This is a genomic window from Halorubrum sp. AD140 (assembly GCF_034497445.1).
Lineage (GTDB): Archaea > Halobacteriota > Halobacteria > Halobacteriales > Haloferacaceae > Halorubrum.
In genome coordinates this window covers 1-22,439 of record NZ_JAXRUU010000043.1, presented here as the reverse complement: position 1 = coordinate 22,439, position 22,439 = coordinate 1, and the positions used below count along the sequence as shown (strand labels likewise).

22 protein-coding genes are annotated in these 22,439 nt (G+C 59.5%); 12 read left to right on the top strand and 10 right to left on the bottom strand.

Translation table 11 applies throughout. The features are described 5' to 3' along the window. Positions 1-409 precede the first annotated feature (409 nt). Positions 410-1,468 carry a sulfite exporter TauE/SafE family protein gene (locus U4E84_RS11370; RefSeq protein ID WP_322532211.1) on the top strand — a complete coding sequence of 353 codons (1,059 nt, stop codon included), beginning with the start codon at positions 410-412 and terminating at the stop codon, positions 1,466-1,468. A gap of 183 nt (positions 1,469-1,651) precedes the next feature. Then, positions 1,652-2,056, top strand: a complete 405-nt coding sequence (locus U4E84_RS11365) for a helix-turn-helix domain-containing protein (protein WP_322532210.1) — start codon at positions 1,652-1,654, stop codon at positions 2,054-2,056. 199 nt (positions 2,057-2,255) lie between these two features. Here U4E84_RS11365 and U4E84_RS11360 read toward each other — a convergent pair whose 3' ends face one another. Next, positions 2,256-3,101, bottom strand: coding sequence for a sulfurtransferase (locus U4E84_RS11360; RefSeq protein WP_322532209.1), 846 nt, complete (start codon positions 3,099-3,101; stop codon positions 2,256-2,258). Further along, positions 3,098-3,871, bottom strand: a complete 774-nt coding sequence (locus U4E84_RS11355) for a helix-turn-helix domain-containing protein (protein ID WP_322532208.1) — start codon at positions 3,869-3,871, stop codon at positions 3,098-3,100. Before U4E84_RS11355 ends, U4E84_RS11360 begins: the two co-directional genes overlap by 4 nt. A gap of 174 nt (positions 3,872-4,045) precedes the next feature. Between U4E84_RS11355 and U4E84_RS11350 the strand changes: the two genes are divergently transcribed. Together U4E84_RS11350 and U4E84_RS11345 are read left to right on the top strand one after the other, a co-directional pair. Beyond that, the gene (locus U4E84_RS11350; RefSeq protein ID WP_322532207.1) at positions 4,046-6,556 is read left to right on the top strand and encodes a cbb3-type cytochrome c oxidase subunit I; all 2,511 of its coding nucleotides are present in this window, start codon (positions 4,046-4,048) and stop codon (positions 6,554-6,556) included. Positions 6,557-6,836: 280 nt separating this feature from the next. Then, positions 6,837-7,178, top strand: a complete 342-nt coding sequence (locus U4E84_RS11345) for a HalOD1 output domain-containing protein (RefSeq protein ID WP_322532206.1) — start codon at positions 6,837-6,839, stop codon at positions 7,176-7,178. A 538-nt stretch (positions 7,179-7,716) separates the two neighbouring features. Here the strand turns inward: U4E84_RS11345 and U4E84_RS11340 are convergent. Together U4E84_RS11340 and U4E84_RS11335 are read right to left on the bottom strand one after the other, a co-directional pair. Then, positions 7,717-8,601, bottom strand: a complete 885-nt coding sequence (locus U4E84_RS11340; protein ID WP_322532205.1) for a type II CAAX endopeptidase family protein — start codon at positions 8,599-8,601, stop codon at positions 7,717-7,719. Positions 8,602-8,742: 141 nt separating this feature from the next. Continuing rightward, complete coding sequence (locus U4E84_RS11335; RefSeq protein WP_322532204.1) at positions 8,743-10,920, bottom strand: heavy metal translocating P-type ATPase; 2,178 nt, start codon at positions 10,918-10,920, stop codon at positions 8,743-8,745. A gap of 134 nt (positions 10,921-11,054) precedes the next feature. Here U4E84_RS11335 and U4E84_RS11330 point away from each other — a divergent pair, with 134 nt between their 5' ends. The 4 genes from U4E84_RS11330 to U4E84_RS11315 all read left to right on the top strand — a co-directional run bounded on the left by U4E84_RS11330 (position 11,055) and on the right by U4E84_RS11315 (position 14,277). Further along, positions 11,055-11,636 (top strand): flavodoxin domain-containing protein, encoded by a 582-nt coding sequence (locus tag U4E84_RS11330; RefSeq protein ID WP_322532203.1) that lies wholly within the window; start codon positions 11,055-11,057, stop codon positions 11,634-11,636. A 50-nt stretch (positions 11,637-11,686) separates the two neighbouring features. Beyond that, positions 11,687-12,475, top strand: a complete 789-nt coding sequence (locus U4E84_RS11325) for a hypothetical protein (protein WP_322532202.1) — start codon at positions 11,687-11,689, stop codon at positions 12,473-12,475. A 92-nt stretch (positions 12,476-12,567) separates the two neighbouring features. After that, a complete protein-coding gene (locus tag U4E84_RS11320; RefSeq protein ID WP_322532201.1) occupies positions 12,568-13,398 on the top strand; it encodes a hypothetical protein in 831 nt (276 codons plus the stop codon). Between the two features lie 72 nt (positions 13,399-13,470). Beyond that, entirely contained in the window at positions 13,471-14,277 is an 807-nt protein-coding gene (locus U4E84_RS11315) for a CPBP family intramembrane glutamic endopeptidase (RefSeq protein WP_322532200.1), read from the top strand. A 556-nt stretch (positions 14,278-14,833) separates the two neighbouring features. On the opposite strand, the gene U4E84_RS11310 is transcribed toward U4E84_RS11315, so the two are convergent. The 3 genes from U4E84_RS11310 to U4E84_RS11300 form a co-directional block, all read right to left on the bottom strand. After that, entirely contained in the window at positions 14,834-15,094 is a 261-nt protein-coding gene (locus U4E84_RS11310) for a hypothetical protein (RefSeq protein WP_322532199.1), read from the bottom strand. A 166-nt stretch (positions 15,095-15,260) separates the two neighbouring features. Then, positions 15,261-15,446, bottom strand: coding sequence for an anion permease (locus tag U4E84_RS11305; protein ID WP_322532198.1), 186 nt, complete (start codon positions 15,444-15,446; stop codon positions 15,261-15,263). Between the two features lie 144 nt (positions 15,447-15,590). Further along, positions 15,591-15,953 (bottom strand): hypothetical protein, encoded by a 363-nt coding sequence (locus U4E84_RS11300; RefSeq protein ID WP_322532197.1) that lies wholly within the window; start codon positions 15,951-15,953, stop codon positions 15,591-15,593. A 216-nt stretch (positions 15,954-16,169) separates the two neighbouring features. Here U4E84_RS11300 and U4E84_RS11295 point away from each other — a divergent pair, with 216 nt between their 5' ends. Further along, positions 16,170-17,588 (top strand): sodium-dependent transporter, encoded by a 1,419-nt coding sequence (locus U4E84_RS11295; RefSeq protein ID WP_322532196.1) that lies wholly within the window; start codon positions 16,170-16,172, stop codon positions 17,586-17,588. Between the two features lie 75 nt (positions 17,589-17,663). Next, positions 17,664-19,505, top strand: a complete 1,842-nt coding sequence (locus tag U4E84_RS11290; protein WP_322532195.1) for an SLC13 family permease — start codon at positions 17,664-17,666, stop codon at positions 19,503-19,505. A 29-nt stretch (positions 19,506-19,534) separates the two neighbouring features. Here the strand turns inward: U4E84_RS11290 and U4E84_RS11285 are convergent, their stop codons facing one another. Further along, positions 19,535-20,116, bottom strand: coding sequence for a VIT1/CCC1 transporter family protein (locus tag U4E84_RS11285; RefSeq protein ID WP_345785512.1), 582 nt, complete (start codon positions 20,114-20,116; stop codon positions 19,535-19,537). Positions 20,117-20,122: 6 nt separating this feature from the next. Further along, on the bottom strand, positions 20,123-20,413 hold the full coding sequence (locus U4E84_RS11280; RefSeq protein ID WP_322532194.1) for a DUF211 domain-containing protein: 291 nt from the start codon (positions 20,411-20,413) through the stop codon (positions 20,123-20,125). A gap of 180 nt (positions 20,414-20,593) precedes the next feature. On the opposite strand from U4E84_RS11280, the gene U4E84_RS11275 reads away from it, so the two are divergent. After that, entirely contained in the window at positions 20,594-21,220 is a 627-nt protein-coding gene (locus U4E84_RS11275) for a metal-dependent hydrolase (RefSeq protein WP_345785511.1), read from the top strand. A 131-nt stretch (positions 21,221-21,351) separates the two neighbouring features. Continuing rightward, positions 21,352-22,056, top strand: a complete 705-nt coding sequence (locus tag U4E84_RS11270) for a hypothetical protein (protein WP_322532192.1) — start codon at positions 21,352-21,354, stop codon at positions 22,054-22,056. A gap of 8 nt (positions 22,057-22,064) precedes the next feature. Here the strand turns inward: U4E84_RS11270 and U4E84_RS11265 are convergent. Further along, positions 22,065-22,439, bottom strand: a 375-nt coding sequence (locus U4E84_RS11265; RefSeq protein ID WP_322532191.1) for a cation transporting ATPase C-terminal domain-containing protein, incomplete at its 5' end; no start/stop codon positions are given.

Here is a 22,439-nt window from a genome sequence, read left to right as displayed (position 1 = left end):
CGACACCTCCGCTGAGCACAGACAACACAGTTTTGGGGAAGCTGGAAGGGCCGTCTATGCTCGAACTCCGGTCAGTTGTGGAGGTGACGGAGAGACATATGTTCTTTCTAAGTTATCGGCACACCACCCGAGGTTACTGGAATATAATATTGTATAGTAATCCCAAAACTGTTATAGGCACGAAGCAGATAGAGGGAATTGAGTAGAAATGTGCCAACAGCGAATTACCGAATCCGACAGTGAGAGGGAGAACCGATGGCGGGACTAGAGATCCCTACGTGGGACCCAGAGACAGCCTTGCTAATCGGCACGATTCTACTGGAAGCGATCGTGCTCTACGTGGGATACGGGGGTCTCGAACGGCTCTTCGGTCCCTATTTGATGAAACTCCTGGTTGGAGGTGAAGCGAGTGCTCAGTAGTGTACTCGACGGGCTCGGAATCTTTGGGACGAGTCCCGAGATGTTAGCGGTGTTCGTCGGGTTTGGCCTCGTCGTCGGCGTTCTGTTCGGATTCTTCGGGATGGGCGGGTCGTTCCTCGTCACCCCGGCCTTGCTGATGCTGGATTATCCGGCGCCTGTCGCAGTCGGCAGTGGGATGGCGTTCGTCTTCGGGACGGCCGTCATCGCGACCCTGAAACACCACGACCTCGGGCAGGTCGACTACAAGCTCGGCGTCATCATGATCACCGGGACGACCATCGGTATCGAGGTCGGGCGCGCCAGCGTCTACTACCTCGAGTCACTGGGGCTTGCTGGTGGTATCATCAGCGTCGCCTACGTCGTTCTACTCGGCGGCGTCGGCGCAATGGTCACCCGTGACGCCCTGAAGGGTGACGGCGGTGGCGGCATCGATCATGACGCGACCGACCAAGACCTCAGCGAGTACGAGATTCCCGAAATCGCGAAGACGATTCAGCAGACCGTTCGGATTCCGCCGATGGTGACCCTTCGCGGCGACGTCCGTGTCTCCGCGTGGGTCATTACGGCCGTCGCCTTCGCGACCGGCCTCCTGTCGGGCTTCCTCGGCGTCGGTGGCGGGTTTATCCGAATGCCGGCGATGATTTACGCGATTGGTGTCCCGGTGCCCGTCGCCGTCGGTACTGACCTCTTCGAGATCGTCTTCTCCGGTGGCCTCGGGAGTTACCTCTACGGACAGGGAGGCGGCGTGAACCTCGGTATTGTCGCCCCGCTGCTGTTCGGGAGCGCACTCGGGGCGCGGATCGGGTCTGCTGCGACCGCCGTTGTCGACGCTGACGGCATCAAGATCTACTTCGGCGGAATGCTGTTGATCGGTGCCGTCGCAGTGGGTATCGGCGAGGTCGGTTCTTACCTCGGTAACCCGACGATCGAACTGCTCGGGCTGGTGCTCGTCATCGGTGCGGCAGTCGTCGTCGCCTTCGCGATCCTCTACACGACGATTGGTTCGCTCCGTAAAACGCGTCGCCAGGCGACTACAGCTGCAGATTAATCTGTTTTTGCGCTAATCCAGTACACCGTCGAGGTGATCTGTCTGTCGACGCTGTGAGTGTTTCAGGATACTGCTGGGTTGCTCGCGCGGTGTTGCTGTCCCACCCGCCTTAGTCCATAACGGAATTGTGTAATCCGTACAAAAGTCTTTTAACGGCCCAGTACCTACGTATCGACGATAACAATGCCAGATTCGATGTCTGAACAGCTCCGTCGGGACATGGAGTGCGAGGGGCTCCTGGAGTGTTTCCACGGCCTCAAAGAGCTCGATAAGGAGTGCTTCCAGGCGCTCGTCGAGTCCGAAGAACCGCTGACAGTAGACGAGGTTGCCGATGCAGTTGATCGCGAACGTTCGACCGCCTACCGTGCCGTTCAGCGACTGCTGCAGACCGGGTTCATCGAGAAAGACCAGATCAACTACGACCAGGGCGGCTACTACCACGTCTACTCGCCGACGGACCCCTCCAAGATCGCCGACGACATGCAGCGCCTCCTCAACGACTGGTACGCGAAGATGGGTCAGCTCATCCAGGAGTTCGAGACCAAGTACGAACAGTCCGAGACTGCGGCCCCGGCTGCCGAAAGCTAACTCGATCGCTTCTCTATCTCGGGTAGTAAAAACCCTGTTTGGTTCCTCGACCACGAACGATCTGCCTCACGTCGACAGGTAGTCTAAGCTCGGCGATACCGTTGTAGAACATGATGTCTTCGACGAAGTCGTTCGATGTAACGCGAGGGAGCCCGTAGAGGTTGTCGTTTGGGCAACTAATATTGAAGTGTGTGGTAGCTCACTCAGTTTCGATCGGGGTGCCCACTGTGTTTCCCCACTCAACCCACGATCCATAGTAATGAGTAACGTCGCGTTTTCCAAGGAGTTCATGAAGTGCGAACCATGTCATTGCCGAACGTTCTCCGATCCGGCAGTAAACCACCACTTGCTCGTCAAGCAACTGGCTGAATAGTTCCTGGAGCGCCGCGTTCGACTTGAATCGGCCGTCCGCATTGACAACCTGACTCCACGGCACGTTCTCGGCTCCTGGGATGTGCCCGCCCCGCTGGACACCTTCGTTCCACCCCGGTGGAGACAGGACATCGCCTCGGTATTCCGGTGGTGCGCGAACGTCAACAATCGTCGTGTTTCCCCCGGTAACCGCCGCTTCAACATCCGGACGGTCGACACGGATAGACGTGTCTGGCGCCGGTACAGCGTACGAGACGGCCGGATACTCTGACGTTCGATCAGCTACTGGCTTCCCCGCAGTGATCCAGTACCTCCATCCTCCGTCGAGAAGTCTGACATCGTTGTGTCCGTAGTAGGTGAACAGCCAATAGGCGTACGCCGCGAACCAGTTATACAGATCGCCGTAGAGGACGACGGTGGTGTCCTCTTCGATACCGTACTGACCCACAAGCTGGGCAAATGCCTCAGGCGAGGCGACGTCAAAGCGCTCCGGGTCTTGTAACTCCGCGTTCCAATCCAGACTCACTGCGCCGGGGATATGTCCTGTATTGTGTCGAGAGGTGTCGACATTGACCTCGACGAGCCGATACTCGGGTTCATCTTCGGCGAACTCGTCGAGGTGGTCTTGGATCCACTCGGCCGAGACCAGTGCCGCATCACGATCGGTGGTCATTCGTCCGTCACCTCGTTCGGCGTCTGCGGCATTCCGTCGAACGTGTCATCTGATCCGCTCGCGGAGAACGCCTTCGCCAGCCGCGACTCGGCACGCCGAAGTCGGTAAGAAAGCGTCGACCGCGGACAGTCCATCATTGCGGCGAGGTCGTCCAGCGTCACTTGCCGCGGGGTCTCGTAGTAGCCCTGATCCACGGCGAGTTCGAGTACTGCTCGCTGTTCGGTCGGAATGTCCAGCTGTGGCACGAGCTCAGTCGGCCACCCGGATGCCTCTCCGATGTGATCGAAATTAAAGAGAATGTCCGGTCGGAGTGCGGCTTGGAGCGCATCGTAGAAGAGTCCAGCTCGTTCATCAGTCTCCATCAATACTCGCCACGTTTCCGTGTCGCCGTCGCGGTCGAACTCGAAGAGTACGTTCGAGTCGATGTGTTCGGCCGCGAGAGTATACACCGTTTCACACGAATCGATCCGTTTGATTCGAATATAACAGTCGAGACTCTCTTCCGTTCGACCGAATCGCTCCGCAACCACATCGGTGTCACACCCCATCTCGGTCAATTGATCAACAGCGGTTGGATCGGGGAGCAGTTGCTCCTCGATAGCGTCCATCGCCGCGGTCGGCCCCTGGAAGCTTTCGACACGCCAGAACGTCTGATCCCCGAGACAGCCTCCCATTCCAGTCGATCGAACCGGCTTCGACCCGTTTTCAGGAACCCAGTTGCTGTCCAAAGTTCGCCCTGTGTGCGTCAGGTCGAACACAAACTCCCGCATTGCTAGCTCAACTCCATTATGTCTCGTCGTCCGTACCCTGTGTATCTAATCTTGTCGTGCGCCAACTGAATCCTTAGTACGTTCAAGAAGCAAATGTGGTCATATGTGTTGTGACAAGACCGAAGACCGGTCTATCCGGCCCACAGACAGCTTCTGCGGCTCATTGAGGCAAACATGACTGAGAGCTCTCATGGACTTCCACCGACAACCTCGGTGAAGCGCTGGCTCGTCACGACGAATCACAAGGACATCGGCATCCTCTACACCATCACCGCGCTGTTCTTCTTGCTCTTTGGCGGCGTCCTCGCGCTGCTCATTCGGGTACAGCTGTGGGACCCAGCGAATCAGGTCATGTCCGGGCTCGCATACAACGAGGCCGTCACTGCTCACGGGATGATCATGGTGTTTTGGTTCCTCTCACCGTTCGCGTTCGGGTTCGCGAACTACTTCGTCCCGCTCCAGATCGGTGCAGACGATTTGGCGTTCCCACGGCTCAATGCTGTCTCATACTGGCTGTACCTCTTTTCTGGTGTGCTCCTCGGAATCAGCTTCTTCCAGGGCGGCACACTGACTGCCGGCTGGACCATGTATGCGCCGCTCAACATCCCGATGTACACGCCGAATATCGGGTCAACAGGAGCAATTCTCGCGCTGGCGATGTTCATCGTGGGGGTGACCGCATCGACAGTGAATTTCCTCACCTCAATCCACCACTCGCGCGCAGAGGGGATGGGAATCATGGATATGCCGCTTTTTACCTGGTCTATCCTCGCGACCGTGTGGATGATGCTGTTCGCGTTTGCAGCCCTCCTCGGAGCCCTCCTGATCCTCGGTTCTGACCGCGTCCTCGGGAGTGTCTACTTCTCGGCGACTGAAGGAGGGGCGCTGCTGTGGGGCCATCTCTGGTGGTTCTTCGGCCACCCGGAAGTGTACATCGTCTTTTTCCCGGCGCTCGGCGTGATGCTTGAGTTGTTCCAGACCTTCTCCGGGCGGCGGCTCGTCGGCCGGAAGTGGGTGATCATCGCCATCTGTCTGGTCGCCGTCCAGTCGTTCCTCGTGTGGATGCACCACATGTTCCTGACGACGATCAACCTGGAGATCAAGACGCTGATGATGGCGACGACCATCGGGATTTCTCTGCCCTTCGACCTCCTCGTGTTTTCGCTGATCTACACGCTGATCAAGGGGCGAATCCAATTCACGACGCCGTTCCTCTTCGCGTTCGGCGCGTTGCTACTGTTCATTCTCGGCGGGATCACCGGGGTGTTCCTTGGGGCTATCGTCTTAGACTACGAGTTCCGCGGCACCTACTGGGTGGTCGCGCACTTCCACTACGTCATGTTCGGGGGCGCGACAGCCCTCGTTGGTGGGATCTACTATTGGTTCCCGAAAGTAACCGGAAGAATGTATGACGAGTTCCTCGGCAAGCTTCACTTCGCTACGTTCTTCGTCGGGTTTAACGCCGTCTACTTCTCGATGTTCCTCGCCTGGGAAACCCCGCGGCGCGTGTTCGAGTACAACCCCGAGTTCCAGATCTACCACCAGTTCGGGACGATCGGCGCGTTCGTGCTCGGACTTTCGTTCTTCATCATGTTCTACAACCTCGGGAAATCGTACGTCTCCGGTGAGCCCGCTGGTGACAACCCGTGGGACTACTCGCGGACCGCAGAGTGGGCCATCTCTTCGCCGCCACCGCTAGAGAACTGGCCGAACCGGCCGTCGTACGCGTCCGGGAAACTGGAGTTCGTGAAAGACTATGTGCCGGACGGCGGTCCCGCGATGAAGACCGACGACAACGGTGATGTCGCCACTGACGGCGGTGACAGTCACTCGGCACACATCTCCGAGTACCCACATTGGGACAAACACCCGAGTCACGCGAGCATCTGGCCATTCACACTCTCGCTGATGCTCGGAGTCATGCTGCTCGGACTTTCCGGGTTCAGTGACAACGTCGTGTTTGAGCTCGGCGAGTCACTCGCAGCGACGAGCGTGACGATCGCTAATCCAGTATATCCGATATTCATCATCGTCGGATTGGTCGGTCTCGCCGCATCGGGCGTGAAGTGGGGGCTGGAGGACTTCTACGCCCCGCCCACGGAGTTCGCTGAGCGCTGGCCGTTTGAGGGCGTCGAGAAGGTGAAGCTCGGGATGTGGTTCTTCCTCGCGTCTGACGTGCTCGTCTTCGGAGCGTTGCTCTCGGCTGCAATATTCATCCGCTACAACGCGGGCTGGATGACCTGGTCGCCGCTGACTGAGTCACTACCCGGCCTCATTAACACGTTCGTGTTGATCACCTCGTCGTTCACAGTGATCCTGGCGCTGGTCGCGGCCCGCCGGAAGAGCCGGCAGGGCTTGCTCGCGTCGCTCGGCGCAACGATCCTGTTAGGGTTCACGTTCCTTGCGATCAAGATGTGGGAGTGGCACCACGAGATTTTCGACGTGGGCGTCACCATCGCATCCAACGCCCACGGGCCGCCGATCCAAGCGTCGATCTACTACGTGACGACAGGGCTTCACGGAATCCACGTGGTCGGTGGCCTCCTGATCGCTATCTTTCTGTTCATCAGAGCCTATCAAGGGCACTACCTCGAGGACGAGCGGCCGGTGGAGTACTTCGGACTCTATTGGCACTTCGTCGACATCGTCTGGGTGTTCATCTTCCCGCTGTTCTACCTCTTCTGAGGTACGATATTGGGCAGTAACGGGTGCGTTGTTGATCGGACTTGGTCTGTGGCTCCGACAAATCGAGTTCTGACACAGCCATCACGGAAACTCCCTCTTGTATGAGTTGGCCTTGTTGAAATCCTTTTCTTCAGATATATTAATCCCTGAAACAGCTGGTCGCTGAAGAGTGCGTATCTCCCAACTGATGATTGTGGAGATAGAAGTTCACTTCTTTTAGAAAGGTAGTAAATTATGTCATTGACAAGATTTAGGTGGGTGGAAATTTCAGGAAGTGATCATGGGTTCAGACCCAATAGTATTGTACCGGGAGTGTACACCTGTCGTCGATGCACACTATCGAGATGGGAGCGACCGAACACCTGTGGCGGCGATCGTGCGCGCACTGGCGGAAGTAGAAGGGCTCGATGCGACGACGCTTCCTCCGCTCTACGATATGATCGACGCTGACGCTCTCAACCAATTGTTCGAACGAAACAGAGACGAAAGCGATACAGCGGTTTTCCTCAGTTTCCAATACAACACGTGGAACATCTTTGTTCGCGACGACGGTCAGATCAGGATCTGTGACGCGACCAAACCGACCGATCCAGAACCCGTTTTCAGTTCGGTTGCTCCGTAAGCCAACTGTGTTGAGCGATCCGTGAGTCTCCTCTACTGAACGATCGGGGGTGTAAAACTATCAACTGCTGAGGATTTCAACAAAGCCGTCCCGTCAACACCCGTATCGAATCCCACGACCAGGATGACAAACTCTCTATACGCACGCCAGTACGTGCCGCGAGTGCCGGTTTATGCTGCATATGCCGGTAGAAGTGACGACCGCATTTCATCCGGTCGTGATTCACGATCTCTGGACCCATGGAATTTCACTGCTCGATATTCCCCTCTGGCAGTTTTTCGAGTTCATCACGTCTGGGGACATTACGACCACACAGGTCTCGGATGACCCGGTTGAACTATCCTGTACGATCTCTTTCGACAATGAACCCCCCGTTTTGCAATCGACGACACGTTAGCAGTGGCACCGATCGACCGCTCCTGATGCGTGACACTGCTTCCCGGAACCCAGTCTAACAGCGACCAGCGAGGACCCTCTCTCTTTAAGGAGAGTTCCGCAGATGCTTTCCTGGCAATAAGGGGAGAGAAGACCGGTGCCGTCAGTCGAGTCCAACGACCTCTGACCCGGGGGTCTCACTATTTGCGAGCCGGTCGCTCCCGTAAACGGCCACGAGAATGACGGCGAGTAGGACAAGCGGGACGGCGCCGGTCACTTCAGCGAGGAGATTCAATGCTGTATCAGGAACCCCACCGGGAGCCATAGCCTCCAGGTCAGCAGGATGGAAGACGCCCATCCCGTTGATGCCGGCATGGAACACGGCGACTGCGAGGACGCTGCCCGTGTTGTTGTACATCCACGTCCAGAGGATCGAGCCGGCGAGAATCGAGACGACCCAGATCAATTGCTGGGAGAGGCCCCATCCACCGTGAGTCGTGGCGGCGTTGAGGAACAGCGGGAGATGCCAGCCAGCCCAGGTAACGCCGACAATCATACTCGAGGTAAGCGCGCTGTACTTGTCTTGGAGGAGTGGGAGCATGAAGCCCCGCCAGCCCAGGTCTTCTTGGCCGCCGCCCCAGACGGTGCCCCAGGCCAGCACGAAGAGATAGATCCCGGGGAACGGTAACGAGTTCAGATTAGTGGGGCCGCCGAGCGCCACGAATAGGGCAACTCCCGCTCCAAGTATCACGAAAGGCAGTCCAAGTGCGATTCCCCACCATTTGGCTCCGATCCGCCAGATGAAGAACTGTCCGATCCACTTGCGGAGGTCACCACCGCTCGCCCAGATGACGACGCCGGCGCCGACGGGTGGGCCGAACGCACCGAATCCGATGAGAATCGACTGAGTCCACGACGCTTCGAGCCCCATGGCCGCGACGATCCCTTGGATCACCCACGTAAACGAGTAGGTGATCAGTAGGAAGGCGACGAGCCGGTGGCGGTCAATCCACGAGCGAACGCCGGACTGTCGCTGCTCGTTACTCATCCGCTCTCGCCCCCGATCTGCGGAAGGTAGTTCCGGTGACTGGTGTGTTCACACCCGAGTTCGGACACCGGCTGAGAAAAGTTTTATCGAAATTACATTTTGTCAGTCGAGAAACTCAAAGCTGTTTGAGCACCTGTGAGATCACTCCCGATAGCCAAGCAATCGGAGGCCGTTCAGCGAGACGAGTACCGTAGATCCTTCGTGACCGACCACGGCCAGGGGGAGCGGAATCCCTCGTAGAAGAATCGCGCCGACCATGAGTGCGATTGCCCCGAACGCGATGACGAGATTGAGAGTAAGCGTCCGCCGAGTCCTGCGTCCGAGCCCGAAGACGTAGGGGATCTTACTGAGGTCGTCACCCATCAGTACCACGTCGGCGGTTTCGAGTGCGACGTCGGTCCCGGCGCCACCCATCGCCACACCGAGGGTTGCGGTCGCCAGTGCCGGCGCATCGTTCACGCCGTCGCCGACCATCGCCACGTTCCCGTGCCGATCGACTAAGTCTTCGATGGTCGCCACCTTCTCTTCCGGGAGTAGTTCCGCTTGCACTTCGTCGATACCGACCTCGTCGGCGATCTGCCGCGCGACCCGCTCGTTATCCCCGGTCAGCATCACGATATGCTCTACGCCGAGCGAACGGAGGTCAGCAATCATTTTGGCGGCCCCCGGGCGTACCGTGTCGGTGAACGCCAGCCAGCCCAACACGCCGACGCTGCCCCGGGTCTCCCGAGCAACAATGACGCTCGTTTTCCCCTCCGACTCAAGTGACTCGAGTCGGTCGAGGCCCGGCTCAAGCCCCTGGACCGCCGTGTCTTCGAGGATTGACTCAAAGTAACTCCGATTTCCGATGTGGATGGTACTGTCGTCGACAGCAGCCCGGACGCCCTTCCCTGCAGCCGACTGAAACCGCTGTGCGTCGGTAACGTCGAGGGACCGTTCGTTCGCTGCCGTCACCGTCGCCCGAGCGAGGTGATGCTCCGATCGCGCCTGTACTGCGGCAGCCAGTGCGAGCAGCTCGTCGTCGGTGAGTGATTCGTCTGCCGTCTCGCGGACGGAAACATCCGTCAGCTGCGTATCGCCCTGCGTGAGCGTGCCCGTCTTGTCGAAGGCAACCGCATCGATGTTCGCGGCCGCCTCGACGTGCTCGCCACCCTTGAACAGGACGCCCTGTCTGCCGCCGGAGGCGATCGCCGAGAGGACCGCTGCGGGCGTCGAGATGATGACCGCACACGGCGACGCCGCGACCATCAGGGTCATCGCTCGATAGAACGTGCTGGTAAACTCACTCCCGAGTGCGAGCGGAATCGCAATCGCTGCGATCGTGAGCCCGAACACGGCGAGGACGTACGGTTGTTCGAGGCGGTCGATAAGTCGTTGGGTCGGCGCCTTCTCGCTCTGGGCGCGTTCGACCATATGGATGAGCCGACTGATCGCGGATTCGTGGGCCTGCCGCGTGACTTCGATTTCGAGGCTCCCGCTCTCGTTGATCGTGCCGCCGAACACCTCGTCGCCGACGGCTTTCGGCACGGGAACTGATTCGCCGGTGAGCGACGCCTGATCGACGCTCCCCTCACCGGACGTGACGACGCCGTCCAGCGGAATTTTGTCCCCGGGACGGACGACGAACACGTCGCCGACGTCGACGTCGTCGATGGGGACGGTCACTTCCTCTCCGTCGCGGAGCACCTGGGCTTCGTCCGGCCGCATCTCGACGAGGGATTTGATCGCCCGGCGCGAACGCCCGATCGCGTAGTGCTGGAGCACGTTCGACAGCGAGAACAGGAAGAGGAGCATCGCGCCCTCGAACGGCGCCCCGATCGAAAGGGCACCGAGCGCAGCGACGATCATCAGGAGGTCGATGTCGACTGCCCCATGACGGAGTGTCTCGATCGCGCCCTTGAGGCCGTACCAGCCGCCGAACGCGTAGGCAATGCCGTAGCCGGCCCACCGGAGGGGAACAGGGCCCTCGAGCCAGCCCGCACCCAGACCAACCACCATCCCGAGCAGCGTCAGGCCGACGAACAACGTCTCCTGACGGAGTTCCGAGCGGAAGGGTGCGTCCGTCGGTGGCATATCGAGATCGTCTTGGATCGAGACGCTTCGATCGCGGATGGCCTCTCGAATCGACGCTTCGGAAGTGGCGTTCTCGTCGTAGGTGATCTGGACGGTCCCGGTTCGGAAGGAGACGTCGGCGTCGTGGACGCCTGTTCGCTGTTGAAGGTCTCGTTCGAGTGCCTGCGCGCCTGCTTCCCCACGACCGCCTCGACGTTCGATGCGGATAGTGCACGTCGACAGCGACGGCGGATCAGTAACGGCCACGTTCTCTCCACCAACGGGCTGCCGGGATTTGACGTTTTAGATACGATAGTGAGTCTTCGGATGACAGAACCGAGCCATGACTCGGCTGATTTTATCTGCTGATGGATCGAACGGGCCGACAGAGGGTGTGAGATATGAGTTCAGTACTGATCCTCTACGGGACGGGTGAAGGCCAAACAGCGAAGATTGCAGAGCGAATCGCGACCACGATACGCAAGCGAGGGCACGAGACGAACGCACTCAACGTGGCGGACCGACCGGAATCGGTCACATTGGACGAGTACGATGCCGTCATCGTGGGTGCCTCGATCCACGTCGGGAAACACCAGGACGAGATCCGTACCTTTGTTGCCGACAACCGAGACGCTCTGGCCGAGATACCGACCGCATTCTTCCAAGTCTCGCTGTCCTCAGCGAGTGAGGAGAAACAGGGAGAAGCCGCCGGATACGTCGAGTCGTTCATCACGGAAACCGGCTGGCATCCAGATCGAATCGGGCAGTTCGGCGGCGCGCTACGGTTCTCGGAGTATGGGTTCCTCAAGCGGCTCATGATGAAACAGATCGCAAAGGATCTGCTCGACGGAGAGCGGAGGGCAAGCGGTGACGTTGAATTCACCGACTGGGATGCCGTCGACGCGTTCGCAGCTGACGTCGCGGCGTTCTTTGAGGGGCGTCTCGGCGTCACTCCGGACAGCACAGAGAGCCCAGCGACATGACCGCAACGCCGTCCTCCAACCGACTCTCTCGTCCGTACGTGGTGTCGTCGATGCTCATCATCGTGCTTTCGGTTGTAGCGACCGGTGTTGGGCTGTTTGTCCCGGAGTTCTATCGGGACGCCGCGGTCCTCCTTCCACAGCTGTACGGACAGGACCTACTGACACTCTTCGTCGCTGTACCCACGCTTTCCGTGGCTCTGTATTTTGCCCACAGCGGATCACTCCGTGGCCACGTCGTCTGGCTTGGCATCACCGGCTATCTCCTGTACACGTACGCCTCTTATGCGTTCCTCACGGCATTCAACGAACTCTACCTCGTCTACGTTGCGCTGTTCGGGCTGACGCTGTTCACGTTACTCGGCGGCGTCGTTCGCATCGACCCAGCAACCCTAAAAGAGGCATTCGACGATCACTCGGTTCGCGGCTACGTCGCGTTCCAGTTTCTCGTCGCCGGACTCCTGACGCTGCTGTGGCTCGGCGAGGTCGGCCCAGCGAGTCTCGCCGGAACCAGACCCCCGAGTATCGCCGAGACGACGCTTCCTGTTCCCGTCATCCAATCACTCGATCTGGGTGTCGTCATCCCATCGTTCACCCTCTCGGCGGCGTTCCTCTGGAAACACCGAGCGTGGGGGTACGTCTTTACCGGCGTCCTTCTCGTGAAGGGCACTACGCTCGGCCTCGCGGTCCTTGCCATGATCATATTCATGCTTCAGAACGGCCAATCCGTCCCGCTTCCCCAGATCGTGCTGTTCGCTCTCCTGAGTCTCACTGGCCTCACCCTTGTGGTCCGGTTCTTCCGAATTATCCCTTCTACCTCCCCTACAACCCACCAGAGATAGTACACAAACAGCCCGACCAGAGACTACTCCACACTGCGAGGCGCTATCCAGACACACAATAGTATTATATTTGATATGAGCGCACTCTTTGTATGGTTTCCTCAAAGCGGCTCCTCATCATCGGGGTCGCTCTCCTCGTCGTTCTCGTGCCGGTCGCAGCCATCGGCTTCCTCTTCTTCCCGCCGGATTTCGCGTACTCCCACACGTCGACGTACTCCTACACGACGTCAGTCAGCACGAATACGACAATCGAGAACGCGACGTTCCATCTCCCGTTTCCCGCCGGCGCAGACGTGGACGACGACACCGAATCGAACCTGTGGATTTACGACGGCGATGGCACGGAGCTGACGAACTGGGACGCGACAATCGTCCAGACAGTCCACGGTCCGATGCTTCGACTCCACGTCGATCGCCTCGTCGGCGAAGACCGGTACATCCTCTGGACGTACGCCCCGAATGGGTCGGTACTCGACCGAGAGCAGATCGGCCCAGACGAGATTCCCGCGAACATGACCAACAAAGAGCTCTCCCCCGACCCGACTCGGTACTCGATCGCGTGGCAACAGTCGGTCGACCACGACATCGAAACGCGGAATCCGATCGGGAACGCGTCGTTCCTCGCACCGCTCGAAAACGTTTCTCCGACCGATTGTGAGTACGCGTGGGACGATTCGGATGCGTGCTGGGAGTTCACGACAGTCGCTGGAGCCACGTACGACTCGCCAACCGAAGCGATCGTTACCGTCGACGAAATCCGATTCGAAGCCTGGAACGAGTGGGGATTCTGGCTCTCGAACAGCTTCAACACGTTCGAAGCGGGCACCTCCCCTGCGATCTACGCGGACAACCGCCAGGGCTGGACACAGCTCGATGGCCATCTCCACGCCGGAACGGGGCGATACGACGGTCCATCTCGGTGAGAATCACAACGATAGCGAGGAGAGCAACGACAGTGACACCACTTTTATCGTTGCACTGAGATTCGGCACCGTATGTCTCTAGCCGAGCGCTCGTCGTTCGCAAAGCGGTTCGGCGTGACGCTGCTAGCCGGTACACCCGGAATCCTCGCCCTCTGTGGGTACATCTATCTCACGACGCCACCGACAGCCATCCCAGCTGGTCTATCGCTTCCGCTCTTCGCCGTGTCTGCAGCGGTCAACTCACTTCTCCTGCTCGCCGTTGCGTGTCTGGTCGGGACGTACGCCGCTCCACGAGTCGAGTTGCCATCGTACCTTGTTGACTGGGCGAGGACAGGCGACGATGTCTGGCGACGCCTCCGGCCCGAGGTTCGACTCGCCGTCGGCCTCGGTGTCACCGGAGGCCTACTGATTCTACTTCTCGATGTCGCGCTGGCGCCGTTCGTCGCTCAGGACTTGCCCCAGTCCGCAATCGGGGCGACTGACGCGACTGTCGTGAGCGTCCTCGCGTATGCACCGGTCAGATTCCTCTACGGTGGCATCACAGAGGAGCTACTGCTCCGCTACGGCCTCCTGTCGGCGCTCGCATTCATCGGCTGGGTACTCACTGGTCGTCGGTCGGGCGGCCCTGGATCGGGAGTCATGTGGGTTGCAATCGTTATCTCTGCAGTGCTGTTCGGGATCGGCCATCTCCCGGCACTCGCTCAGTCCATTGACCTAACACCGGCACTCGTAGCCCGGACAATTCTTCTGAACGCGATCGCAGGCGTCGTCTTCGGGTGGCTGTACTGGCAACGGAGCCTCGAAGCGGCGATGGTGGCCCATGCGACGTTCCACGTTCCCTTGGTAGCACTCTCGCTCGTACAAGTCGCGCTGCTCTGACTGCGGTAACTCCCGCAGCCCCTCCACGTATCACCGTGGCACCAATTTATTGGGGTGACATCTCACGATATATCAAGAACGTGGGTATGGAGCTTGGAACACACATCCGAGAACGACGGTAGCCGGATACGGGCTTTTCGTCGCGCTGATGGTCGCCGCGATGACGCCGGGCATCCTGGTACTGGCCATCCTATCGTTCGTCCGTAGCGATCGTCTTGAGGAGATCCTCGACACACCGTCGCTCTTGCTGAGATCCTGGCAGTCACCTGACGAGTCCGTTCCCCGAGTGACTGGTCGCTGACTCGCCGTGAGTGGACGCTTCTGGTCGGTGTGTTCCTGCTGCTGGCAATCGCGTGCTACAGCGAGGCAGTTGCGATCGCACAGGTCGCCGGGTGAAACGGGTGAGATATCGTGTTCACCGTAGACGAGCGGGGTTATCCGGCCGTGTTGCAGCCCTGTCAGCACGAGACTGGTAAATCGATCGGCCGTGTCTAGCAGAACAAATCGGCGTCCACAATCTCACACGGAAATAGGCACCGAATGTCTCACGTCGTTACTACCTGTCAGCGAGCTGTATCCCGCGCGCAACGACGTACATCAACACGATACCGGTGCCGACTGCAATTATAAACTGTGAGACGACAGTAAGGACGCCACCGAGCAGCGAGTTACCCGCAACTAACAGCGTAATCAAAAATAAGAGAAGTGCTGCTCCTCCGAACAAAACAATGAGACCGGCAAGAGGAAATATCTCTGCTCGAATCTGACCTAAATCCAATTCTCCAGATTCTGGGTCGATAAACGGCGGTGACGACATGAGAGTAAATGCTTAGCTAGTGCGTATAATACCGCGGGAAAATTCCTGCAGTGTTAGCTCATATCGGCCCGGCGGAACCGTAGATACCCGACAAGTGGTGGAGTAACCACTCAGGTGACCAAATTCACGCACGGGCAACTACGTTCGCCAGTCAGAACACGAGCGGTCACGCAATCCGGAACGTCACCAGCATCGCGGCCGTCTCGAGCACGACCATCACTACGCCAAGTCGCCAACCCGCACGGAGCATGTGTTCGCGGTCGATGGCGCCCGTACCGAACGCGATGGCGTTCGGCGGCGTCGCAACCGGGAGCGCGAGCCCGAGAAACGCCGCTGACTGCTTCTGGGACACGCTACGTTCCCTCCGTGGACGATACGGCGCTGTGGACGGAACAACGCACGTGCATATCTGGCGATCAATCGGCCCGCAAATAGAGATAGAGCACGGCGACCAGGGGCTTGATGAGACCCGTCGGTAGCCAGGAGAGCTGGCGATTCAGTGAGCCGTTCGCCACGATGCGAGTGCGACTAGCGCCGCCGCGAGGGCTGCGATGCCGACCGTCACGTCCGTCGAGAGGGCGGATCGGAGGCCAGCGAGATTCACGTAACTAATCGCCAGGACGACAATGATCGCCAGCCCAAACCCCGCAACCGCGTCAACCGTGTACCGCGCTGGGCCGACGAGCGCATCGTACCGGATCGCGACGGCGACAGCGGCCGCAGCGCCGGCGAGCAGTCCCACGGGCAGGCCGACGAGGGCGGAGAATTCGACGTTCAACAGTTCGATGACGGCGACAGCGGAACTCAGGAATACCGTGATACCCGCGCCGACCGAAGCCCCTGCAACTCTCGTATTCATAGTGATAGGAAAATAGTGATAGTCCATAAATCATCCTGCCGCTCGGCACGAGCTCCTGTTCTGAGTAGCAGGTCCCTAGGCCTGGAATCCGTACTGGTACGGAACGTTTGCTGACACCTGGTTCAGGACGAGCTATGGAGTGGGAGGTAGCAGACCCGCAGTAGACTCTTCCCTCCCAAACCGGTAATTAAGCCATCGCCGGACACAGACCACGCTATGGCTACAGCACGTTGGTCATCCAGTTTCGGGTTTATTCTGGCGACGGTAGGTGCCGCTGTCGGTCTCGGGAACATCTGGCGGTTTTCCGCTGTTGTCGGGCAGAACGGGGGTGGTGCATACCTCGTTCCCTATCTCATCGCGGCTTTCGTCTGTGCGGTTCCAATGCTCGTTTTGGAACTCGCGATCGGCCGCCGACTGCGGACCGACATCGTCTCCGCGTTCCGCTCAATCAAAACGGAGTACACTGCCCTCGGCTGGCTCATCCTCGGCGGGGTACTCCTCATTCTGAGCTATTACCTCGTTCTCACCGGCTGGGTGCTTGGGTTCTTCCTCTCGTGGCTCGCGGGCTCACAAACGACGTTCGCGCCGTTCACCGCAAGCTGGCTCCCCGTCGGATACTTCGTCCTCGCGACAGTGATTACTGGGCTCGTTGTCTCAATGGGCGTTCGTGGCGGCATCGAACGGATGTCGAAGATTGTGATGCCGACGGTGTTTGCGCTCCTCGTCGCGCTTGCGTTGTACGCGACCACACTATCGGAGTGGGAGCAGGCCGCTGCTTTCCTGTTCACCCCTGAATTCTCGGTGCTCACGGATCTGGGAATCTGGAGTGCGGCCTTCGGGCAGGTCTTCTTCTCGATGTCCGTCGGCCAGGGGATCATGCTCACCTACGGAAGTTACGTCGACGAGGCAACGGACCTGTTCAGATCGTCGTTGGTGATTACGATCGCCGATATCGGGGCGGCCATCATCGCTGGCCTCGTCATCTTCCCGATCGTATTCAGCTTCGGCCTCCAGCCGACTCTTGGGACGGAACTGGCGTTCACGACGCTGCCAACCGCCTTCACGACGATGCCGTTCGGTCGAGTCATCGCGGTCGCGTTCTTCGGACTGCTCTTTTTCGCCGCGCTGTCCTCGTCCGTCGCACTCCTCGAGGTCGGTGTCGCCGCCGCAGAGAACACCACGCGGCTCTCTCGTCCGCGTGCGACACTTCTACTGACGGGAGGGGTGTTCGTGGCCGGCGTTCCCTCAGCGTTGAGTTACAGTCCGGTCGAACTGGCTCTCGCAGGACGGCCCGTTCTGGACCTGATAGACGAGTCGGTCGGGACGTTCGCACTGCCCATCTCGGCGCTCTGTATCGTGTTCGTTTTCGTCTGGGACGCCGATCTGGAGACGATCCGCGAAAACCTCGGTCGGCTCTACTCTCTGGTTCGGTATCTGATCCCGGCTGTCCTCGTCGTCGTCACAGCCGCCCGAGCAGTCGGCGTCGCTCGTCCGGCGTGGCGACTCCTCGTCGATCACACGCAAAACGGGCCACTCGGCCCCCTCGTCGCCACCGTTCTCTTAGTCGGCTTTGCGATACTGGGGTGGCAGCTCCGAAAGCGACATCCCGATCCCCCTCACCGTCGCGATAGATGACGCTAGTGGCCCCATCCGTCGATTACGGAACGGAGCAGGGTAACAGTCAAGGGTACGACCCGAGTCGGCACTCGTATGTCGGTCGTTGAGGTTACAGGCGCCACCGTCGTCTTCGTCCTGATCTTGGTGGTACTCGTCGCCTTTCTCACCGAGGTCGTGCCAAACGACGTCACTGCCATCGGCGTCGTGGCGGCGCTCGTCATCCTCGAACCGTGGACCGGTGTGGGTCCACGGGCCGCAATCTCGGGCTTCGCGAACCCCGCAACGGTCACGATTATCGCGATGTACATGCTCAGCGCGGGCGTTCAAAACACGGGCGTCGTCGAACGCCTCGGTATTCACCTCGCAGAGTTCACAGCCGGCAAGGAGTTTCGCGCGCTCATTGCGACCGTCTGCACTACCGGGCCACTCGCGGGATTCGTGAACAACACACCCATCGTGGCCGTCTTCATTCCGATGGTCACCGACCTCGCGGAGAACTCCGGAATCAGTCCCTCGAAGCTCCTGTTACCACTATCGTACGCTGCCATCCTCGGCGGTACGCTCACTCTCATCGGGACGTCAACGAACATCCTTGCCAGCGACTTCGCACGCCTCCTCGTCGACGGCCGCGACGGCATCAGTATGTTCGAGTTCAGCAGCCTTGGCGTCGTCCTCCTCGCAGTCGGGCTCGCGTACCTCCTCACCGTCGGCTGGCGGCTCACACCGGCCCGCGTCCCGGTAGACAGTGATCCGATTGCGGAGTTTGGGATTGACGACTACCTCACCCACATGCAGGTGCGTTCGGAGTCGGCAATCGCTGGTCTGTCCGTCGAAGAGTCCGACAGCGAGTATCCCGATATCCGTATCTTACAGGCACGACGGGACGGCACGGCGTACGCCGGTCCCCACTCTGACCGCCTCATCGAAGCCGGCGACACACTGATCGTCCACGGTTCCCTGCAGGCGGTCAACCAGTTCCGTGAGGAAGCAGCCCTCAGCCAGCGGGTACAAAAGCCTGTGACAGAGGAGACGTTCGAGTCGGCAGCGACCGACGGCATCCTGGCAAAAGCAGTCGTCACCGAGGACTCGCCGTTTGTCGGCGAAACAGTCGTCGAGACCGGGCTCCACGACTACCACGAGACCAGCGTCCTCGCCGTCCGCCGCGGCAGCGACCTGTTCCGCGCGGACATCGACGATCGGACGCTACAGGCCGGCGATCTGCTGCTGGTGCGGACAACGCCAGCGTCCATCCGGTATTTCACGGACACCGGCGACCTGCTCGTCGCCGACGAGCGAGCCGTCGACCGCCTGCCCGGCGCGGACATCGACGAAATCGCGCCGCTCTCCCCGAAGACGCCGGTCGCCATCGGCATCTTTGCCGGCGTCATCGCCCTCGCCGCCCTCGACGCTCTCCCGATCGTCATCGCAGCGCTGGCGGGCGTCGTTGCGATGGTCGTCACGGGGTGTCTAACCACCGCGGACGCCTACGACGCAGTGTCCTGGAACGTCATCTTCCTGCTGGCTGGCGTCATTCCACTGGGGATCGCGCTCGAGACCACCGGCGGCGCGACGATCATCTCCGAGTTCCTCGTCGCGACGGCCGACGTGCTCCCGCTCGTCGGCGTGCTGTTTGTGCTGTACGCCGTCGCAGGGCTGCTGGCCAGCGTCATCACGCCGGTCGCGACGGCGGTGCTGATGATTCCGGTGGGAGTCGACGCGGCGGCTCGGCTGGGCGCAAACGAGTTCTCGTTCCTGCTGGCGGTGATGTTCGCCTCGGCGACGTCATTCATGACACCCGTCGGCTACCAGACGAACCTCATGGTGTACGGTCCAGGCCGGTACGAATTCGTCGACTTCCTCCGGGTCGGCGGCCCCCTCCAATTACTGCTTGCGATCGTCGCCACAGTCGGCATCACCGTCGTCTGGGGTCTGTGACCCGGTCGCCCCAGAGGCACCGAGAGCACTCACCCCGGAAGAAAGAAATTGACGACGGCGACCACGAGCCCGGCGAGTCCCATCCGAGCGGCAGCAACGTACCACCGTTGTCCCGAAATCGAGCCCATGTACGCACCGAACACGCCCAAAACACCGATTCCCAGCGCCACTGCAACCACCGCGGCCTCCCGCATCGTGAAAATAGTGCCTTCGACTACGAACGGGGCTAACGGGATGAGAATCCCGATGAGGGGGCCGAGCCCGCTCATTGTGGCGTGCAAGAGCCGCGCACCGCTCTGTTCCCGATGAATACGGGTATCGTCCAAGTTTGTGAGCATCGCTCGTTCGATTCGTCTGATCTCGGCCCGGGTTTCGGCGCGTTCGATCTCCCAGACGCTCCAGACAGCCGACGTTCCCAGACCGACCACCGCTCCCAGTCCGATTTTGATAACGGTGAGTCCGTCCGGAATACCCGACAGAACGGCACCAACGATGATGCCGATACTCGTGAGCGTCCCGTCGAACCTGTTCGAGATGAAATAGCGACGTGAGATCGCGAGGATATCTTCCCTCCCGAGAAGTCGCCTTAGGAGCGGTCGAATCGACCTCACGGGTTGTCAGGAATCTTGCAACGTGGGTCGATCAGTAACGACAAAGTCACCACAGGCAACTTGATCCACTGAATGAACTGATCCACCCAGACTCTCAATAATCTCCTCTATCGCCGTATACTTCAAGCTGTCTCCCTCGAACATGAGCTTGATATTCTGAACCTCCTGGTCCAACTCGATGAGAGACGAGGTCACCCCCTCAACGGTCTCGGTTTCCGCGACTCGATCGGTGAACTCCAGTAGGGGAGGGTCGTGTGGCATTAATACATCAATGACAGGGCGGCGGACTGCAGCCATGATTCGAAATGTGATCGGCCTGTTTAAAAAAAGCGCACGGCGCCACGTACTGTTCGAGCGGAGACATATCGGAATACTGGTTACGTCGATTCTTGTCGTTCATATTGTTTACGGCGAACCTCCAGGCTATCGTATACGACCGATAGACTCATCCTATTGTCTTCTCTCTAACATAACATAATGATGCTCCCGACTCATGCTCTCGGGGGGATGGCGCTAGCGATGCCAGTTGCGTTCGTTGCACCGGAGTTCACAGGGATTGCGCTCGTTGCAGGGCTTCTAGATGGGATCGTTCCGGACTTGAACCTGTATGTCGGCCACCGGAAATCGCTCCACTATCCGGTGTACTATTCCGCACTCACGCTTCCGGCACTCACACTTGCAGGTCTGCTCCCCTCGGTACCGACTATCTTCACCGCGTTTTTCCTCATCGGAGCAGCGGTCCACAGCGTTGCTGATATCTTCGGAGGAGGGCTGGTACTGCGTCCCTGGGAAGCGACCTCTAACCGCGCCGTGTACGACCACTACTGGGCTCAGTGGATCGCACCTCGTCGCTGGATCCGTTACGATGGATCGCCAAGTGATCTCCTCGTTTCGATCACACTCGCTGTGCCACTCCTGATAGCACTCAATGGGGTCCTGCGCCAGATTGTGATCGTTACCCTGGCCGTGGCATCCGTGTATACGGTTGTCCGGCGCTTGTTGCCTACACTCGCCGCTACACTCGTACGTGAGGTACTCACGCCACGTCACCCTGACCACCTCCTGACGTATGTACCCGCTCGCTACCGCGAATCTGGCTATTGATAGGGTACCGCAGGTGTGCAAGACTTCGAAATTCAGTCGTACAAGGTGGCTCGAAAATGTCGATTGATCCCGAATCACTTGACGACCAAAGAATCTTGATTTCTCCAAACCACACCGAACGTGGGTAGCGGATGGTCATTATCACAGCACTTGCAGTCATCCTCCTCCAGGGCGGGATTCTCAGTCTCTTTGTCGTCGCCGTTCGACGCCGGGACACCGCCGCAGCTACGAACGCGCTGGGGTCGTTTGTCCTCGCTCTGCTCCCCGTCGTCATCGAGCTCGTCCTCCCGGCAGTTCTCTCACTGAACGTTTCGTTTGGCCCTGTACTCCCCCTGTGGCTTGCGGCTGCAGGATTCCTCCACTCACTCGGCATGTTGGGACTCTACGAGTCGACGTGGTGGTGGGATCACCTCACTCACACCGTGTCCGCAGCACTCGTCGCAGCACTGCTCTATGCCGCGCTCATCGTCGCGCTCTCGAATACCGCCGGACCAGGGGACGCTTCGGGGACGATCGCGGCTGTGACTGTCGTGTTCACGTTCGCGATCGGGGTGTTCTGGGAGCTAATCGAACTGGTTGCACGTGACCTGGGCGAGCGACTCGACATCGAGCCCGTGCTGATCCATTACGGCTGGCGCGACACCGCCGTTGACCTCGGCTTCGATATCGTGGGCGCAGTACTGGTAATCGGTGCCGACCTACGGATATTTGTCCCTGTCGTAGAACAGTTCCCAGGTGTGACCGAAGCGATATTGGTCGGAAGTGGGTGGATAGTCGTCGTTGGGTCAGTGCTGATGGCCCTCTTCGTCGGCATTGGGGGTTCGATACGATCCTAACTAGGTGACTACCCGGGAGCAGACGCGAGTGGGAGATATCGCTTGATCGCGAGCACGACGATTAGGTACCCGGGAAGTGCAACTGCAAGTACACCACCGAGTAGTATCCAGTCGGCCACTCCTAGCGGTACCGTTCCGAAGTACTGGTTGAGCGGGGTATACAGGACAGCCAGCTGGAATAGCAACGAAACGCCGACCGCAAAGGCGAGCCACGGGTTCGAGAACGTCGGGGTCTCTCGGAGCCAGCGGATGACGTACAGCTTCTCGAACTCGAGGACGACGAATCCCGTGAACACCATCGTCATCGCGTACGGCGTGATCGCGGCTGCTCCTCCGAGGACGTAGAACATCAATCCGAGCATCACCGCGGTCGATACCGTGCC